Genomic DNA, 17,285 nt, shown 5'->3' on the forward strand with positions numbered 1-17,285 from the left:
CGACGCCGACAGGGAAGGAGCGGACCGCTACCCGGTAGTGCAGATCGAGGAGACAGCGATGTCCCACCACCCGGGGTCCGACGCAGCCGGTCCCGAGACTCCGAACCTCGACTTCGAGGGCACCACCCCCTACGAGGACTACGTACAGGCCGATGTCCTCACCCATCTGCAGCACCCGCTCTCCGACGACCCGGGTGAGATGGTCTTCCTGGTCACCACCCAGGTCATGGAGCTGTGGTTCACCGTCATCGTGCACGAGTGGCAGACCGCGGCCGAGGCGCTCCGCCAGGACGACCTGCCGACGGTCCTGTCGGCGCTGCGGCGCAGCTGCTACGAGCTGGAGTCGCTGAACGCCTCCTGGAAGCCGCTGGCCCATCTCACGCCCGCCCAGTTCAACGCCTACCGCAGCGCCCTCGGTGAGGGCTCCGGATTCCAGTCGGCGATGTACCGGCGCCTTGAGTTCCTGCTCGGCGAGAAGTCCAGCTCGATGCTGGTACCGCACCGCGGCGCGCCGCGGGTGTACGCCGAACTGGAGAAGGCACTCCAGGAACCGAGCCTGTACGACGAGGTGCTGGGCTTCCTGGCGCGCCGCGGCCACCCGGTCCCCGGTGGGGTACTCGACCGCGACCTCTCGCAGCGCTACGACGCCGATCCCGCGGTGGAGCGGGTCTGGCAGCAGATCTACTCGGGCCCGCAGGACAGCGACGAGGCGCGGCTCGGCGAGGCGCTGACCGAGGTCGCCGAACTGGTGTGGCGCTGGCGCAACGACCACCTGGTGGCGACCCGCAGAGCGATGGGCGCCAAGGCGGGCACCGGCGGGTCGGCAGGTGTGGCCTGGCTGGAGAAGCGCGCCCAGAAGAACGTCTTCCCCGAGCTGTGGACGGCCAGAAGCCATGTCTGACGCACTCCTTCGACGGGCCGAAGAGCTTGACGGCGACGACCGACTGGCCAAGATCCGCGACCGGTTCGCCCTCGACACCTCGCCTGACCGCCCGGCCGGCGCCGCGGAGGTCTACCTCGACGGCAACTCCCTCGGCGCGCTGCCGCACGGGGTGGCCGCCCGGCTGCAGGACGTGGTGGAGCGCGAATGGGGGCGGCTGCGCATCCGTTCCTGGGACGAGAGCGGCTGGTGGACCGCGCCGGAGCGGGTCGGCGACCGGATCGCCCCGCTGATCGGGGCCGCGCCGGGACAGGTGGTGGTCGGCGACTCCACCAGCGTGAACGTCTTCAAGGCGCTGGTCGCCGCGGTACGCATGGCGCCGGACGGCCGGGACGAGGTGCTGGTCGACGCGGCCACCTTCCCGACCGACGGCTACATCGCCGAGTCGGCGGCGCGGATGACCGGCTGTACGGTCCGCCCGGTGGCGGCGGTCGACATGGCGGCCGAGGTCGGGCCGCGTACCGCCGTCGCGCTGGTCAACCATGTGGACTACCGCACCGGACGGCTGCACGATCTGCCCGGCACCACCGCCGCCGCGCACGCCGCGGGTGCGCTGGTGGTCTGGGACCTGTGCCACAGCGCAGGCGCGCTACCGGTGCGACTCGACGAGCACGGGGTGGACCTGGCCGTCGGCTGTACGTACAAGTACCTCAACGGCGGCCCGGGTTCGCCCGCGTACCTCTACATCCGCCGTGATCTGCAACCGAGGTTCGACTCGCCGCTGCCCGGCTGGAACTCGCACACCGATCCGTTCGGCATGCGGCCGCACTACGCACCGGCGGACGGTGTGCTGCGCGGCCGGGTCGGTACGCCGGAGATCCTGTCGATGCTCGCGTTGGACGCGGCGTTGGAGGCGTGGGACGGGGTGGCGATCGAGGACGTGCGCCACAAGAGTCTGGCGCTGACCGACTTCTTCCTGGAGTGCGTGGCCGAGCTGGTTCCCGACGGCCTGGTCGAGTCCATCACGCCCGCTGAACACGCGCTGCGCGGCAGCCAGGTGTCGCTGCGCTGCCGCGGTGCGGGCGAGGTGATGGCGGCGCTGATCGAGCGCGGCGTGGTGGGCGACTTCCGCCGCCCTGACGTGCTGCGTTTCGGCTTCACCCCGCTCTACACGCGCTACGTGGACGCGCTGCGGGCGGCGGACACGCTTGCGGACGTACTGCGGTGACCCCGGAGGAAGAGGAGGCGGCGCTGTTGGCGCTGCCTCCCGCCCCGCCGGAGGAGACCCTCCGCTATGGTCCGCACCCGTCGCAGGTCATCGACTACTACGGGCTGGGCGGTGCGCGGCGCCGGGTGACCGTGCTGCACGGCGGCTTCTGGCGCGAGGCGTACGACCGCACCCATCTGTCGCCGCTCGCCGCCGAGTTGGCGCGACGCGGCTTCGCGGTGGCACTGGTCGAGTACCGGCGGGTCGGCGGTGGTGGCGGCTGGCCCGCGACGTTCGACGATGTGGCGCGGGCGGTGGCCACCGCTTGGGGCGACGCCGACCAGGCGCTGCTCGGCCACTCGGCGGGCGGCCAGCTGGCGCTGTGGGCGGCGGCGCACGGCGAGGTCACCGGTGTGGTCGCCGTCTCGCCGGTCGCCGATCTCGGCTACGCGCTGGAGCTGGGCCTCAGCGATGGCGCCGTCGCTGAACTTCTCGGCGAGGGGGGCGAGTTGGCGTCGGTCGACCCGATGCGGCTGCCGCGGGTGACCGCGCCGACGGTCATCCTGCACGGGACCGACGATCTCGACGTCCCGGTCGAGATCTCGCGCCGGTACGCGGTCGCCTGCGGCGCGCGACTACGCGAACTGGCCGGCGTCGGCCACTACGCACCGCTGATCCCCGGCTCCGCGGCCTTCCCGGAACTCCTGGCGGCCCTGGCCGATGCGCGGTAGGCCTGGCCGGCGGATCTTGGGCGCGGTGGCGGCCTCGGAACCACCGCTACCCGGAATCGCAGCGCCCACCGGCACCAAGGAGCACCAGATGGAATTCGACCCCTGGTCACCCGGCTTCGTCGCCGACCCGTACCCGGCCTACCGGCGGCTGCGTGAGCGTGGGCGTGCGATCTGGTGTGAGCCGACCAACCAGTGGTTGATCCCGCACTACGACGACGTCAGCGCGGGGCTGCGGGACCGGCGCCTGGGCCGGACGTATCTGCACCGCTTCACGCACGAGGAGTTCGGCCGCACCCCGCCGCCCGCCGAGCACGAGCCGTTCCATGTCCTCAACGGGAACGGGCTGCTCGATCTCGAAGCCCCTGACCACACCCGGATCCGTCGGCTGGTCTCCAAGGCCTTCACGCCGCGTACGGTGCAAAGTCTGGTGCCGACGGTGCAGAAGCTCGCCGCGGAACTCGTCGACGACCTGTGCGCCGAAGGCGGCGGTGATCTGCTCGCCCGGGTCGCAGAGCCGCTGCCGGTCGCCGTCATCGCCGAGATGCTGGGCGTGCCGCCCGCCGACCGGGGGCTGCTGCGCCCGTGGTCGGCGGCGATCTGCGGGATGTTCGAGCTGAACCCGGACGAGGAGACGGCCACCGCCGCCGTCCGCGCGAGCCGTGAGTTCTCCGGGTATCTGCGGGAGTTGATCGCCGAGCGGCGTAAGGACCCGGGCGAGGACCTGATCAGCGCGCTGATCGCCGCGTACGACGAGGGAGACCGGCTCTCCGAGCAGGAGATGGTCTCGACCTGCGTGCTGCTGCTGAACGCGGGCCACGAGGCCACCGTCAACACCACCGCCAACGGCTGGTGGACGCTCTTCCGTCATCCGGAGCAGCTGGAACTGCTGCGCGCCGAGCCGGGGTTGCTGCCCACCGCCATCGAGGAACTGCTGCGGTACGACACTCCGCTGCAGATGTTCGAGCGCTGGGTGCTGGACGACGTCGAGATCGGCTCGACGACGATCCCGCGCGGCAGCGAGGTCGCCCTGCTGTTCGGCTCGGCCCACCGGGACCCGGCCCGCTTCGCCGACCCCGACCACCTTGACCTGGCCCGCGCCGACAACCCTCATCTGGCGTTCGGCGCGGGCATCCACTACTGCCTCGGCGCACCGCTGGCCCGCATCGAACTGGCCGCGTCCTTCGGGGCGTTGCTGCGTTCCGCCCCGGGCTTGCGGCTGGTCCGCGAACCCGAGTGGAAGCCGGGCTATGTCATCCGGGGCCTGCGGGAGCTGCCGGTCGAGATCTGAGTCAGCCGAGATCGCGGCGGCGGAACGCGACGAGTCCGGCCGCCGTCAGCACGGCGGCCAGCGCCGTGAGCCACACCAGTGGTGCCGCGGTCACCGGCGCCGACGGCACCTTGGGCAGATGGGCGAAGGCGGACAGGTCCAGTGCCCACTGGCTGAGCTTCAGCAGCGGCCCGTACAGCCCGATGGCGAGGGTCACCGAGGCCACGCTCCAGCTCGCCATGGCCATCCTCGGCGCCGCACCGAAGATCAGCACGGCGCTGGCCGCGACGAACAGCACCGCGGGCAGCTGCACCAGCCCCGCCCCGGCCATCCGCGGCAGCTGACCGCTCACATCACCGACCGTCGCCCCGTAGCCGATGCCGAGCGCGATGCCGCCCACGGTCAGCAGTGCGGCCGAACCGGCCGTGGCGACCACCAGATGCGCGGCCGCCCAGCGGATCCGTCCGACCGCGGTGGCGAGCACCGGCTCCGCTCGCCCGCCCGACTCCTCGCCGCGCAGCCGCAGCACCGCCTGAACGACGTAGACGGCGGCGAGCATGCCCAGAAAGCTGATCATGGCGGCCAGGAAGGAGTCGACCAGGTTGTGCGTACCGCCGAGGTTGTTGATCTCGTCGGCGACGGTCCGGTTGCCGTTCCCCAGGTCCGCCGCGCCCTTGGTGATCGCCCCGAGTACCAGGCCCGCGGCCGCGTAGCCGAACGCCCAGCCGTACAGCGCGCCGCGCTGCAGCCGCCAGGCCAGGCCGTACACACCGGCCAGCCGCCGCCCTGCCCCCTGCGGCCCGGGCCGGGAAGGCAGTAGACCGGCGTCCAGGTCCCGCCGGGCGACGAGCGCGTGCGCCGTCGCGACCAGGATCAGGGCCGAGCCCGCGAAGAGCGCGAGCACCCACCAGCGCTCGTCCGCGTACGGGCGTAGCCGCTCCGCCCAGCCCAGCGGGGAGAGCCACCCGACCCAGCCGGGGCCGCCCGGCCCCGCGGCGTCACCGGTGGCGCGCAGCAGATAGCCGACCCCCAGCAGCGCTCCCGCGATGCCCCTGGCGGCCCGCGCGGTCTCGGTCAGCTGCGCGGTGACCGCCGCGACGGCCGCGAAGACGCACCCCGCACCGCCGAACGCGAGCCCGAGCGCCAGCGCCCCGGCCGCGCCCTGTGCGAGCAGACCGAGTGTGATGAACACGGCGAGGACCAGCGAGGCGCCGAAACCGGTGATCAGCGAGGCGGCCAGCGGCGCCCGCCGCCCGACGGCCCCCGCGCCCACCAGCTCCAGCCGCCCGGCCTCCTCTTCCTCGCGGGTGTGGCGCACGACGAGCAGCAGCGCCATCAGCCCGGCCAGGGCCGGGCCCGTCGATCCCATGCGCCACGCCGTCAGACCGCCGATGCCGGTGTCGTACACCGGGCCGTAGAGCGCGCGCAGCGAGCCGTTCGTGGCCATGCTCGCGGCGAGTGCGGCGCGGCCGGCCCCGGTGGGGTACAGGCCGCTGATGGTGGTCCGCGTCGCGATGACGAGCAGGCCCAGCGGCAGCACCCAGGCCGGGATCATCACCCGGTCGCGCCGTAGCGCGAGCCGGAGCAGGGTGCCGGTGCCGGTGAGGTCGTTCATCGGGCCACCGCTTCGCTCTGGTAGTGGCGCAGGAAGAGTTCTTCGAGCGTGGGCGGGGCGCAGTTGAGGCCGCGTACGCCGGATTCGCTGATCTGCCGCAGCACGGCGTCGAGTTGGTCGGTGTCGACCTGCAACTTGACCCGGTTGCCGCGGACATCGAGGTCATGGACGCCGGGCAGCCGGGCCAGTCCGTTGGGCGGCCCGGCGAGTTCCGCGGTGATCGAGGTCCGGGTCAGATGGCGCAGCTCGGCGAGCGTGCCGGTCTCCACGGTCCGGCCGCCGCGGATGATGCTGACCCGGTCGCAGAGCGCCTCGACCTCGCTGAGGATGTGGCTGGAGAGCAGGACGGTCCGCCCCCGGTCGCGCTCCTCGGTCACGCACTCCCGGAAGACCTCCTCCATCAGCGGGTCGAGGCCCGAGGTCGGTTCGTCGAGGATCAGCAGTTCCGCATCGGAGGCGAGGGCCGCGACGAGGGCGACCTTCTGCCGGTTGCCCTTGGAGTAGGTTCGGCCCTTCTTCGTGGGGTCGAGTTCGAAGCGCCGCAGCAGCTCCTGCTTGCGGCCCTCGTCCAGGCCGCCGCGCAGTCGGCCGAGCAGGTCGATGACCTCACCGCCGGACAGGTTGCGCCACAGGGTCACGTCTCCGGGGACGTACGCCAGGCGTGAGTGCAGCCGTACCGCGTCGCGCCACGGGTCGCCGCCGAGCAGCCGGGCCTCGCCGCCGTCCGCCCGCAACAGCCCGAGCAGTACCCGGATCGTGGTGGACTTCCCGGCCCCGTTCGGCCCGAGGAAGCCGTGGACCTCGCCGCGGGCGACGGTGAGGTCGAGGCCGTCCAGTGCGTGGGTGCGGCCGAAGGACTTGTGCAGGCCGGTCACCTCGATTGCGGAGTTCATGTTTTTGAAGCTACGCTACTTTCATAAACTTGTGAAGCTAGTGAACCGTATAGTGATCGCCATGGGAGAGCAGCAGCGGGACGAAGAAGCGGTGGACCGCTTCGTGGAGCGGTTCGCCTCGGAACTCGTCGAGGCGGGTATGCCGCGGATGCCGTCCAGGGTCTTCGGCGCCCTGCTGGTGTCGGCGGAGGGCGCGCTGACCTCCGCGGAACTCGGCGAACGCCTCCAGGTCAGCCCGGCCGCCGTCTCCGGCGCGGTGCGCTACCTCGCCCAGGTCGGCCTGATCTCCCGGGAGCGCGAGCCGGGCTCCCGGCGCGAGCGGTACCGGGTGCACAGCGACCAGTGGTACGAGACCTTCGCCCGCCGCGACCAGTACCTCACCCGCTGGGAGAGCACCCTGGCCTCCGGCGTCGAGGCGGTCGGCAGGACGACCCCGGCCGGGGAGCGCATCGCCGAGACCGCCGAGTTCTTCGCCTTCCTGCAAGGGGAGCTGCCCGCGATGATGGAGCGCTGGCGGGCCCGTCGGCTAGCGGGGAACGGTTAGCCGCCAGGCGTCCGCCTGCACCGTCCAGGTGCGGGTGCGCACCGGGCCGGTCAGTGACTCGTCGGCGTGGTAGCGGTAGTCCCGGCCGGAGATGGTGACCGCCTGCGCGCGTACCCGCAGCGGGCGGCCGTCCTCGGGATGGTGGACGTAGACATCCGCCAGGCCGCCGGCCGGGGACCGTACGGACACCTCGTGCACCGGGCGGTCCAGATCCGCCAGCACCACCCCGTCCGCCTCCACCCGCAGCCGCTGGCCCAGGGCATGCCCGTTCGCGCCGGTCAGGGTGCGGGCCAGGGAGCGGGCGCCGCGCTCAAGCCAGTTGCCCTTGGCGACCGGGGCCGGGCGCGAGGGGATCCGCAGCGCGCCGAGCACGATTCCGCCGCTTTCGTCCAGCAGCAGGTCCAGATCACGGTCCGCGCCGTCCAGCGCCGCCCGCGCGGCGGCCACCGCCGACTGCGGTACGCCGAGCCGTCGCGACAGCGCCAGCGCGGACCGCTGGCCCACCGGCACCATGGACAGCGCCGCCTCGCCCAGCGCGCCCTGCAGGTGCAGGATCCGTACCGTACGCAGCAGTGAGTGATCGTCGCCGATCACCACCGGGCGGCGTCGACCGCGGTGTGCCAGCGCCCGCTGGAGTTCCTCGCCGTTGTCCGGAAGGCAGATCTTCAGTGACGACGCGCCCGCCCGCAGGACGTCTTTCGCGATCCGCACCGATTCGCCGTCCATCGTGCGGGCCGCGGGGTCGATGACCACCAGCAGCGGAAGCCCGGCCGAGGCTTGAGCCGACACCTTCGTCCTTCCTCAGGTAAAATCTCGGTGCAAGAGCCCCTTGCGCCTTTGCGCCAGGGGCTTCGTCTATTCCGGGGCACCGGTTCGACGGCTCTTACGCACGTTGGACATGCCCCGCCCGGAAGGGGTGTACGCCTGTGCCCGCACTTGTGCTGCTCGGTGCTCAGTGGGGTGACGAGGGCAAGGGGAAGGCCACCGACCTGCTCGGCGGCTCGGTCGACTACGTGGTGCGCTACCAGGGCGGTAACAACGCCGGTCACACGGTGGTGGTAGGTGACCAGAAGTACGCGTTGCACCTGCTTCCCTCCGGAATCCTGTCCCCCGGGTGCACTCCGGTCATCGGCAACGGAGTGGTGGTCGACCCCGCGGTCCTGCTCTCCGAGCTGAGCGGGCTCCAGGCGCGCGGTGTCGACACCTCCAAGCTCCTGATCAGCGGCAACGCCCATCTGATCACGCCGTACCACCAGACCCTCGACAAGGTCACCGAGCGCTTCCTCGGCAAGCGCAAGATCGGCACCACCGGTCGGGGCATCGGCCCGGCCTACGCCGACAAGATCAACCGGGTGGGCATCCGGGTGCAGGACCTGTTCGACGAGTCGATCCTGCGGCAGAAGGTCGAGGCCGCGCTGAACGACAAGAACCAGATCCTGGTCAAGATCTTCAACCGCCGGGCCATCTCCGCGGAGAAGGTCGTCGAGGAGTACCTCGGCTACGCGGAGCAGATCCGGGACTACGTCACCGACACCACGCTGGTGCTGAACCAGGCGCTGGACGACGACAAGGTCGTCCTGCTGGAGGGCGGCCAGGGCACGCTGCTCGATGTGGACCACGGCACGTACCCCTTCGTGACCTCCTCGAACCCGACCGCGGGCGGTGCGTGCACCGGCTCCGGCATCGGCCCGACGCGGATCTCGCGGAGCATCGGCATCCTCAAGGCGTACACCACGCGGGTCGGCGCGGGTCCGTTCCCGACCGAGCTGTTCGACGAGGACGGCGAGAAGCTGCGCGCCATCGGCGGCGAGCGGGGTGTCACCACCGGCCGCGACCGGCGCTGCGGCTGGTTCGACGCGGTGATCGCGCGGTACGCGACCCGGGTCAACGGTCTGACCGACTTCTTCCTCACCAAGCTGGACGTCCTCACCGGCTGGGAGGAGATCCCGGTCTGCGTGGCGTACGAGATCGACGGCCAGCGGGTCGAGGAACTCCCGTACAGCCAGAGCGACTTCCACCACGCCAAGCCGGTCTACGAGACGCTGCCCGGCTGGAGCGAGGACATCTCCAAGGCCAAGTCCTTCGACGAACTGCCGAAGAACGCCAGGGCGTATGTGAAGGCTCTGGAGGAGATGTCCGGCGCCCCGATCTCCGCGATCGGCGTGGGCCCGGGCCGGGACGAGACGATCGAGATCAACTCGTTCCTCTAGGCCGTCCAGGAATGATGATGGGCCACTCCCGCTGACAACATGTCGGTGGGAGTGGCCCAAGCCATACAGGCTGACCATTCCGGCCCGAACGGGGGCATCCCTACGCTGGGCTCCATGACGCCCCCTCTCGTAGAACCCGAACGCGGCGCCGCCGTCAAGGCCGCGGACCGCGCGCATGTCTTCCACTCCTGGTCCGCGCAGGCGGTCATCGATCCGCTCGCGGTGGCCGGGGCCGACGGTTCGTACTTCTGGGACTACGAGGGCAATCGCTATCTGGACTTCTCGTCCCAGCTGGTGAACACCAACATCGGCCACCAGCACCCCAAGGTCGTCGCCGCCATCCAGGAGCAGGCCGGGAAGCTGGCCACCTTCGCGCCCGCGTTCGCGATCGACGTACGGTCCGAGGCGGCGCGGCTGATCGCCGAACTCACCCCGGGCGACCTGAACAAGATCTTCTTCACCAACGGCGGCGCCGAGGCGGTGGAGAACGCGGTCCGGATGGCCCGACTGCACACCGGCCGCCACAAGGTGCTGTCCACCTATCGCTCGTACCACGGCGCGACCGCCGCCGCGATCAACCTCACCGGCGACCCGCGCCGCTGGCCGTCCGACACCGGCTCGGCCGGGGTCGTGCACTTCTGGGGGCCGTTCCTCTACCGCTCGCCGTTCCACGCCGGCACCGAGGCCGAGGAGTGCGAGCGAGCGCTGAAGCACCTGGAAGAGCTGATCGCCTTCGAGGGCCCACAGACCATCGCCGCGATCATCCTGGAGACAATTCCCGGCACCGCGGGGATCATGGTCCCGCCGCCCGGCTACCTGGCGGGGGTACGGGAGATCTGCGACCGCTACGGGATCGTCTTCATCCTGGACGAGGTCATGGCGGGCTTCGGCCGCACCGGCAAGTGGTTCGCCGCCGACCACTGGGGGGTCACCCCGGACCTGATGACCTTCGCCAAGGGCGTCAACTCCGGTTATGTACCGCTCGGTGGGGTCGCGATCTCCGAGCGGATCGCGGAGACCTTCGCCCACCGCCCGTACCCCGGTGGACTCACCTACTCCGGTCACCCGCTGGCCTGCGCCTCGGCCATCGCGACGATCAACGCGATGCGCGAGGAGCGGATCGTGGAGAACGCCGCCGAGATCGGCGAGCGGGTACTCGATCCCGGCCTGCGCGAGATCGCCGCCCGGCACGACTGCGTGGGCGAGGTGCGCGGCATGGGCGTCTTCTGGGCGCTGGACCTGGTCAAGGACAAGGCGACCGGCGAACCGCTGGTCCCGTACAACGCGGCGGGCGCCGACAACGCGCCCATGGCCGAGTTCGCCGCCGCGTGCAAGCGGGGCGGGCTGTGGCCGTTCGTCAACATGAACCGGACGCATGTCGTTCCGCCCTGCACCGTGACCGAGGCCGAGGCCAAGGAGGGCCTGGCGATCCTGGACGCGGCACTGGGGGTCGTGGACGCACTCTGACGCTCGCGCTCAGCGGTCGCGCCGGCGCTCGGCGGTGCTGCTCGTGACCAGCGGTTCCGGGTGAGGAGCTCCTTGCCCGGAACCGCTGGTCTGGTCAGTGGAGGCGGGCGAGGCCGGCGGTCAGGTCGTCGAGGTTCATCACGGGGCACATGGACACCCTGGCCTTCAGCTCCCGGAAGGCGGGCTCCGTGAGCCGGGGCAGTTGCGAGGTGTCCGCCGGGTCGAAGACGAACAACGCCGTGCGCATCCCGTCCAGGGAGAAGAAGTAGGCCGCCTCCGGCTGCATCTGCGGGCCGAACGGGTGGTGGCCCCGGTCACGTGGAGGACTACCGGCGGTCGAGCGGGGTAGCCGCCTCGCATATCTTGTCCCGGGACCCAAACCGGTCTGCGTGGCCGCGATGCCCCGCAAAACGCCACAGACAGCACCATCGAGGAGGCGGTATGCCCGGCAGTACGCCGGTTCGGCGCAGCAGTCTGCGCCAGCAGATCGCCGATGCCCTCCGCGATGAGGTCCTGACCGGGCGGCTGCCCGCCGGACAGCACTTCACGGTGAAGGAGATCGCCGAGCTGTACGGGGTCTCCGCCACCCCGGTGCGCGAGGCCCTGGTCGACCTCGCGGCACAGGGCCTGCTGGACGTCGAGCACCATCGCGGCTTCCAGGTACGGCAGTTCACCCACGACGACTACCGCGGTCTGATCGAGGCCCGCACGCTGGTGACGGAGGGGATCTTCCGCCGGCTGGCGGCGCGTGGTCCGCTGGTGCCGCCGGAGGAGGGCATGGCGTCCGTCCGTAGGCGGGCGGAGGCCGCGTCGAGCGCCGCGCGGGCCGGTGCGCTCGATGTGCTGATCGGCTGTGATCTGCGCTTCTGGCGGGAGCTGGCGGTGCTCACCGCCAATGCGCACGTCTGCGAGTTCCTGGATCGGCTGCGGGTGCAGTCCTGGGTGTTCGCGGTGCCGCTGCTGCGGGGCGTGCCGGATCTGGCGGGGGTGTGCTGGGCCGAGCACGTCTCGCTGGTGGACGCGATACGGGACGGGGACACCGCGGGTGCGAAGCGCATCGTCGAGGCGTACAACGAGCACTCGCTGTCGCTGATGCGCGGGCTCGTCGATCGGCGCGGACAGGCCGGGACCGCTGACGCCTGGCTGACGGGCCTCTGACGTAGGGGACCGTACCCGTCACGTACCCCTGACGGGACGGAGGCGGGCGGTTACGCTGGCGGCCCTGCCTCCTACCACCTCCTGGAGCGCCCGTGGCCTGCGACCTATGGTTGGTCCCTCTGGTCGACGTGCTGTGTCACAGCCCGGAAAACCCCTTCGCGGAAGAAATCGGCGCGTACAACAAGGCGCTTGGCGAGGCCGGTCTACCGCCGGTTCCCATTCATGGCTATATGCCCGGACTGTCGGGAGATGTGGCTCCGGTCGCGGGCTTCGACTACGCGGCGCTGCACTTCCTGCGCCGCGCCCACATGCTGATGCTGTGCGGGCTTGAGGTGACGCCGGTCGATGAACTCGGCGGCGACTACGAGCAGTTGCTGGAGATGTTCGAGTCCGCGGCGCAGCAGTCGCACCTCGTCTGGCACTACGACCACGCGGGCGCCTACGTACCGCTGGACTTTCCGGTTCCGGTGGTGAACGAGGAACTCCTGGCGGGCGGCGGGCCGTTGGGGTCCAGCCATGGGCTGCTGCGGGAGTTGGAGTCGGTCGCTCCGGCGATCGGCATCGACCCGGCCACCCCGCCGCTGCCGCCCGCGCCGCCGGACCGGCCGACCAGCCTGGACGAACCGGCCGCCCAGATCCCGTACGAGAACGACCCGTTCGCCCGGGAGCGGCATGTCTGGCTGGGGCTGCACGCGGCGGCGACACGCAGTCTGGCCCAGGGCTCGATGATCATGTTCAGCTGAGCGCGTCCCGGCGGGGGGTTGGGAGGCCTGCCCCCCCAAGAAGAGCCCTTTACCTCCCAGGACCCTCCGGCGGCCGCTGCCGCGGCATATTGGGGCGGTTTCCGGGCGGCAACGGAAACCGCCCCTGCTGCTGCCCGCCCTCGCCGCGCCGCCAGGACACCAGCGCCTGGGTGCGCAGCGGCGCGGTCCCGGCGCCGAACTCCACCATCCACTCCGCCGTCTCCCCGCGCACCAGCTCCGAGATGTCCTCGCTGAACCGGCGCAGCACGGCGAGGCACCGCTCCGCGGCCTCGCTCGCGGTGCCCTCGGTCGGGCCGAGCACCTCCCGTACGCTCTCCGACGCCCAGTCGAAGCGCAGCTGCTCCAGCCGCCGTTGCACCGCCTGTGCGGTCGCGACATCGCGCATCCACCCCGAGGTCAGACCGAACCACCGGTCGACTCCCACGCAGACGGCGGCCGCCAGCAAGCCCAGGTACCCCCAGCCCGCCAGGTTGTTCGCGGTGTGCGTCAACTCCACCAGCGGCAGCGCGAGCCCGGTGCCCACGCCGAGCACGGTGGTGACCCGCAGCGCACGGGCCCAGCGGCGCTTGCGCACCCGGTCCGCCAGGTACCAGTCGGCGGTGCGCAGCGCGCTGTCCTCCGCCCAGCGGTACAGCTCACCGAGGCGGGCCGCCGGATCGCCCCAGTCGCCGAGCGGGAACGGGGCGCCGCGCAGGTCCTCGTGCGGCGGGCCGCCGCGCCGGGATGTGCCGTCGACACGTCCCGGGGACTGCCAACCGGGCGGCGCCGCGTCGCCGCTCGTCCGGCCGAGCGGCCACAGGCCCCGCCCCGGCCCGTTTCCCTCCTGAGGGGTCCCCTCGGGGTGCTTGTCCGGTTGGCTCACCCGTCGAACTCCCTCGCACTCGTGCTCACGCCCACCCGAAATCCCCTTCTTACCGCCGAACGGCTGACCATGGGGGCGCGGTCAGAGGAATTCCGCCCGAAAGTGCCGTGTCGTTGGGTATGTGCCCGCCGCTTCGTTACCCGAAAGAGTGACCTCTGGACAAGGGACGGCGGGTGGGAGGGACCGACCGCAACCACGACGAACCAGGCACCGCGCAGCGCCCCCAGGAAGTCGGCCCCGGCACGCGCCGTAGGCTGACCCCGTGAAGGTCCTCGTTATCGGCGGTGGCGCCCGCGAACACGCCCTGTGCCGCGCCCTCTCCCTCGACCCCGATGTCACCTCCCTGCACTGCGCGCCCGGCAACGCCGGTATCGCTCAGATCGCCGAGCAGCACGCGGTGGACGCACTCGACGGCGAGGCCGTCGCCGGCCTCGCCGCCCGACTGGCGGCCGACCTGGTCGTGGTGGGCCCGGAGGCCCCGCTGGTGGCGGGCGTCGCAGACGCGGTACGGGACCGCGGCATCGCGTGCTTCGGACCGTCCCGCCAGGCGGCCCGGCTGGAGGGGTCCAAGGCGTTCGCGAAGGACGTGATGGCCGCCGCCGGAGTACCCACCGCCCGCTCCTACGTCTGCACCACGCAGGAGGAGATCGACGAGGCGCTCGACGGGTTCGGTGCGCCCTACGTCGTCAAGGACGACGGGCTCGCGGCGGGCAAGGGCGTCGTGGTGACCGAGGACCTCGCGACCGCCCGCGAACACGCGCTGGCCTGCGGCCGGGTGGTCATCGAGGAGTTCCTCGACGGCCCGGAGGTCTCGCTCTTCGCGATCACGGACGGCACCACCGTGCTGCCGCTGCAGCCAGCGCAGGACTTCAAGCGGGCGTACGACGCCGACGCGGGCCCGAACACCGGTGGCATGGGGGCCTACTCGCCGTTGCCGTGGGCCGACTCGTCGCTGGTCGACGAGGTCATGGCGACCGTGCTGCAGCCGACGGTGGACGAACTGCGTCGCCGCGGCACGCCGTTCGCCGGTCTGCTCTACGCGGGTCTGGCGATCACCTCGCGCGGTGTGCGGGTCATCGAGTTCAACGCCCGCTTCGGCGACCCGGAGACCCAGGTCGTGCTCGCCCGGCTGAAGACCCCGCTGGCGAGCGTGCTGCTGAACGCGGCGACCGGACGGCTGGACGAGGAGCCGCCGCTGCGGTGGAGCGACGGCGCCGCCGTGACCGTCGTCATCGCCTCGCACAACTACCCGGGGACGCCCCGCACCGGTGACCCCATCGAGGGCCTGGAGGCGGTGGCGTCTAGCGACGCTCTGACGTATGTACTGCACGCGGGTACGAAGCTTGATGCAGAAGGACGCGTGGTGAGCGCGGGCGGACGGGTACTGTCCGTGACCGCGACGGGTCCAGATTTGGCCAAAGCTCGGCGGCGCGCATACGCCGGGGTCGACCTGATTCACCTTGACGGCGCCCACCACCGGACGGACATCGCGAAGGCGGCAGCGGAGGGGTAACGCGGGCGAAAGGGGTGGGCGGGCGGTAACCGCCCGCCGTGGGCGCAACCACCCCGCGCCCGGCCCGCTTCCGCCATTCCATCGGGTGAGGGCTTAGCCATCCGGCTGACGCGGCCACCCGCCGCAACTAGGGTGCCCGGCATGCGGACTCCAGCCGCCACCGTGCCCTTAAGGCAACTGGCCGCACCACATTGCGATGTCAGTGGGCGATGCCACAGTGGGGGGATGAAGCAACGCCGTCGGCGGCTCGTTGGTCGCAGGGCCTTCTCAGCTTGGGGGTGAACAGCTCGGTGGCCGGTGAAGACGCAGCACGCACCCGCGCCCTCGCGGTGCTCCGCATCCGCAGCACCGCGCTGGCGGTCGCCCTGCTGCCCGCCGCCTTCGCGGTGGTGCTGCTGGTCGCCGGTGCCACGGGCCGGATCGGCGGCGGGGGATGGGACGCGCTGCGCTGGGCCGTGGTGGGCGGCGCCCTGGCGGTGCTGGTCCTCGCGGGCGGCGTGGCCGCGGTGATCGTACGGGCCCGGCCCGCCGTGAGCCCGACCGTCCCGGTGACCGAGGCATCCGCGCCCGAGCTGTACCGCATGGTGCGTGACCTGGCCGGACGGCTTCAGGTACCGGTGCCGTCGGCGATAGCGCTCACCCCGGACTGCGACAGCTGGCTGGAGGACCGCAGCCATCAGCGGCGCCGGACGGACCGGGGCGCGCGGCCGGCGGACCGCGGCGCCGGCCGTCGGCTGGCGCGGCGCGCGCCGCAGGCTCCGGTGCTGGTCATCGGGTCGCCGTTCATGTGGTGGATGCGGGTCGCCGAGCTACGCGCGCTGCTCGCTCCGGTCGTGGCGGGCACCGGACCGTCCGCCGACCCGGACATAGCCGCGGCCCGCCGCTTCGTACGCGGCCTGGACGCCGCCGTCGCGGTATCGGCGCAGGGCAGCGCCACATCGGGCGACCCCGGTGGGCTCGCCCGACTGGTCCGGCGCCCGGCGCTGGGGTTCATCGGCTGGGTGGCCCGGCTGCTGCTGCGCGGCTGCCGGGCGCACATCGCGGAGATGGAGCGCGCGGTCGCGGCCGCCGCCTCCGAGCGTGCGCAGGCGGTGGACTACGGGCTGCGGATCGTCGCCCAGGAGCAGGTCGGCCTGGCCTACGCCGGTTGGGACCGGCTGCTGACCCGGGTGGCGCTACCCGCCTGGCGGATGGGCCGCTGGCCGTCCCGGCTGGACGCGGGCGTGGTCTCGGCCCTCACCGAGCTGTCCCGCCGGGACCGGCTGGCCGAGGGATTCGAGAGCAGGCTCGGCGAGAGGCCCGCCTGTGACCTGCTGGAAGAGCCCGGTGTGATCGACGAGGCCGCCTCGCTGCTGGCCGCCCGGCTCTTCCACGGTGTCCCGGCGCGCCCCGCCACCGGCTGGTCGCCGGTCGCCTGGGAGGCGTACCCCGAAGAGGTGGTCGACCGCATATGGCGCAGCGACGCCGCGCGGCTGCACCGGGTGCTCGACGAGCTGTCGCCGCCCGCCGGGGTGCCCGGAGCGTCCGGGATCGTCGACGGGCCGGGGCCCGCCAAGGCGACCCTCGCCCGGGTCCTCGACCGCCTCGCGCGGGGCGGCAGTGAGGAGCTCGCGGCCCGGATCAGCGTGCTGCAGGCGCGGGAGGAACGCGAGCAGGCGCACACCGAAGCACTCGTGCCGACGACCGTGCCGACCGCCGCCGTTGGCCCGGAGGGCGACCCGGCCACCCCCGTCTACCAGCTGCTTCCCCCGCGTACCGGCCGTGAACTGCTCACCGACCATGTCACCGCCATGGTGTGCTGCGCCGCCGTGGACACCGCGGGCGCCGCCCCCGGGCTGGACTGGCTGGACGGCCCGGCGCTGCTGGTCGGCGGCACCCCGCGGTCGGACCTGTCCTGGCCCGTGCTGCGCCTTGTGGAGAACGGGGACCCGGCGCCACTGCGTTCCTGGCTGAACGCGGTCGGAGTCCGCCTTGAGAAGCCGGTGCGCCTTGTCTGATTCGGCGGCTGGCGGCCCAGCGGATGGCCCGCTACACGTTGACTCAACTACAGCCACACGCCCCATCCAGCTCATCGGTCTCGTACGAGTGCGCGGCACAGATGACCGGAATTGGACCCTTCATCGCGAATCTGTTCCGATAATTAGCCACTAAGGGTGATGGACGGACCGCATTGT

16 protein-coding genes are annotated in these 17,285 nt (G+C 71.9%); 11 read left to right on the forward strand and 5 right to left on the reverse strand.

The genetic code is table 11. The features are described from left to right. Window positions 1-58 precede the first annotated feature (58 nt). The 4 genes from P2L57_RS30435 (at window position 59) to P2L57_RS30450 (ending at window position 4,106) form a co-directional block, all read left to right on the forward strand. Window positions 59-901, forward strand: a complete 843-nt coding sequence (locus P2L57_RS30435) for a tryptophan 2,3-dioxygenase family protein (RefSeq protein WP_275819948.1) — start codon at window positions 59-61, stop codon at window positions 899-901. Next, the gene (gene kynU / locus P2L57_RS30440) at window positions 894-2,108 is read left to right on the forward strand and encodes a kynureninase (RefSeq protein WP_275819950.1); all 1,215 of its coding nucleotides are present in this window, start codon (window positions 894-896) and stop codon (window positions 2,106-2,108) included. The genes P2L57_RS30435 and kynU overlap by 8 nt, the downstream gene beginning before the upstream one ends. Next, on the forward strand, window positions 2,105-2,818 hold the full coding sequence (locus P2L57_RS30445; protein ID WP_275819952.1) for an alpha/beta hydrolase family protein: 714 nt from the start codon (window positions 2,105-2,107) through the stop codon (window positions 2,816-2,818). The genes kynU and P2L57_RS30445 overlap by 4 nt, the downstream gene beginning before the upstream one ends. Window positions 2,819-2,906: 88 nt before the next feature. Next, window positions 2,907-4,106, forward strand: coding sequence for a cytochrome P450 (locus tag P2L57_RS30450; protein ID WP_275819953.1), 1,200 nt, complete (start codon window positions 2,907-2,909; stop codon window positions 4,104-4,106). Window position 4,107: 1 nt separating this feature from the next. Here P2L57_RS30450 and P2L57_RS30455 read toward each other — a convergent pair whose 3' ends face one another. Beyond that, window positions 4,108-5,700: an ABC transporter permease gene (locus P2L57_RS30455; RefSeq protein ID WP_275819955.1), complete on the reverse strand. Its 1,593-nt coding sequence runs from the start codon at window positions 5,698-5,700 to the stop codon at window positions 4,108-4,110. Further along, on the reverse strand, window positions 5,697-6,593 hold the full coding sequence (locus tag P2L57_RS30460) for an ABC transporter ATP-binding protein (RefSeq protein ID WP_275819956.1): 897 nt from the start codon (window positions 6,591-6,593) through the stop codon (window positions 5,697-5,699). The genes P2L57_RS30455 and P2L57_RS30460 overlap by 4 nt, the downstream gene beginning before the upstream one ends. 61 nt (window positions 6,594-6,654) lie before the next feature. Here P2L57_RS30460 and P2L57_RS30465 point away from each other — a divergent pair, with 61 nt between their 5' ends. Beyond that, window positions 6,655-7,137, forward strand: coding sequence for a GbsR/MarR family transcriptional regulator (locus P2L57_RS30465; RefSeq protein ID WP_275819958.1), 483 nt, complete (start codon window positions 6,655-6,657; stop codon window positions 7,135-7,137). Here P2L57_RS30465 and P2L57_RS30470 read toward each other — a convergent pair. Further along, complete coding sequence (locus tag P2L57_RS30470; RefSeq protein WP_372515996.1) at window positions 7,120-7,926, reverse strand: diacylglycerol kinase; 807 nt, start codon at window positions 7,924-7,926, stop codon at window positions 7,120-7,122. The genes P2L57_RS30465 and P2L57_RS30470 overlap by 18 nt on opposite strands. Window positions 7,927-8,063: 137 nt before the next feature. Between P2L57_RS30470 and P2L57_RS30475 the strand changes: the two genes are divergently transcribed. Both P2L57_RS30475 and P2L57_RS30480 read left to right on the forward strand, forming a co-directional pair. Continuing rightward, window positions 8,064-9,347, forward strand: a complete 1,284-nt coding sequence (locus P2L57_RS30475; RefSeq protein WP_275819961.1) for an adenylosuccinate synthase — start codon at window positions 8,064-8,066, stop codon at window positions 9,345-9,347. Between the two features lie 114 nt (window positions 9,348-9,461). After that, the gene (locus P2L57_RS30480) at window positions 9,462-10,814 is read left to right on the forward strand and encodes an aspartate aminotransferase family protein (RefSeq protein WP_275819962.1); all 1,353 of its coding nucleotides are present in this window, start codon (window positions 9,462-9,464) and stop codon (window positions 10,812-10,814) included. A 94-nt stretch (window positions 10,815-10,908) separates the two neighbouring features. Here P2L57_RS30480 and P2L57_RS30485 read toward each other — a convergent pair whose 3' ends face one another. Then, the gene (locus tag P2L57_RS30485) at window positions 10,909-11,100 is read right to left on the reverse strand and encodes a hypothetical protein (RefSeq protein ID WP_275819964.1); all 192 of its coding nucleotides are present in this window, start codon (window positions 11,098-11,100) and stop codon (window positions 10,909-10,911) included. A gap of 155 nt (window positions 11,101-11,255) precedes the next feature. Here P2L57_RS30485 and P2L57_RS30490 point away from each other — a divergent pair, with 155 nt between their 5' ends. Together P2L57_RS30490 and P2L57_RS30495 are read left to right on the forward strand one after the other, a co-directional pair. Further along, a complete protein-coding gene (locus P2L57_RS30490; protein WP_275819966.1) occupies window positions 11,256-11,972 on the forward strand; it encodes a GntR family transcriptional regulator in 717 nt (238 codons plus the stop codon). Window positions 11,973-12,064: 92 nt separating this feature from the next. Continuing rightward, complete coding sequence (locus tag P2L57_RS30495) at window positions 12,065-12,715, forward strand: putative DNA-mimic protein (protein ID WP_275819968.1); 651 nt, start codon at window positions 12,065-12,067, stop codon at window positions 12,713-12,715. 49 nt (window positions 12,716-12,764) lie between these two features. Here the strand turns inward: P2L57_RS30495 and P2L57_RS30500 are convergent, their stop codons facing one another. Then, window positions 12,765-13,598 (reverse strand): SLATT domain-containing protein, encoded by an 834-nt coding sequence (locus P2L57_RS30500; protein WP_275819970.1) that lies wholly within the window; start codon window positions 13,596-13,598, stop codon window positions 12,765-12,767. Window positions 13,599-13,860: 262 nt separating this feature from the next. Here P2L57_RS30500 and purD point away from each other — a divergent pair, with 262 nt between their 5' ends. After that, entirely contained in the window at window positions 13,861-15,111 is a 1,251-nt protein-coding gene (gene purD / locus P2L57_RS30505) for a phosphoribosylamine--glycine ligase (RefSeq protein ID WP_275819972.1), read from the forward strand. Window positions 15,112-15,383: 272 nt separating this feature from the next. Then, complete coding sequence (locus P2L57_RS30510) at window positions 15,384-17,108, forward strand: hypothetical protein (RefSeq protein ID WP_372515997.1); 1,725 nt, start codon at window positions 15,384-15,386, stop codon at window positions 17,106-17,108. Window positions 17,109-17,285: the final 177 nt, after the last annotated feature.

This window comes from Streptantibioticus ferralitis (assembly GCF_029223525.1).
Lineage (GTDB): Bacteria > Actinomycetota > Actinomycetes > Streptomycetales > Streptomycetaceae > Streptantibioticus_A > Streptantibioticus_A ferralitis.

Coding starts and splice junctions, on each gene's coding strand:
- P2L57_RS30485 (WP_275819964.1), bottom strand. CDS start 11,100: ATGCAGCCGGAGGCGGCCTACTTCTTCTCCCTGGACGGGATGCGCACG.
- P2L57_RS30455 (WP_275819955.1), bottom strand. CDS start 5,700: ATGAACGACCTCACCGGCACCGGCACCCTGCTCCGGCTCGCGCTACGG.
- kynU (WP_275819950.1), top strand. CDS start 894: ATGTCTGACGCACTCCTTCGACGGGCCGAAGAGCTTGACGGCGACGAC.
- P2L57_RS30480 (WP_275819962.1), top strand. CDS start 9,462: ATGACGCCCCCTCTCGTAGAACCCGAACGCGGCGCCGCCGTCAAGGCC.
- P2L57_RS30450 (WP_275819953.1), top strand. CDS start 2,907: ATGGAATTCGACCCCTGGTCACCCGGCTTCGTCGCCGACCCGTACCCG.
- P2L57_RS30460 (WP_275819956.1), bottom strand. CDS start 6,593: ATGAACTCCGCAATCGAGGTGACCGGCCTGCACAAGTCCTTCGGCCGC.
- P2L57_RS30435 (WP_275819948.1), top strand. CDS start 59: ATGTCCCACCACCCGGGGTCCGACGCAGCCGGTCCCGAGACTCCGAAC.
- P2L57_RS30490 (WP_275819966.1), top strand. CDS start 11,256: ATGCCCGGCAGTACGCCGGTTCGGCGCAGCAGTCTGCGCCAGCAGATC.
- P2L57_RS30465 (WP_275819958.1), top strand. CDS start 6,655: ATGGGAGAGCAGCAGCGGGACGAAGAAGCGGTGGACCGCTTCGTGGAG.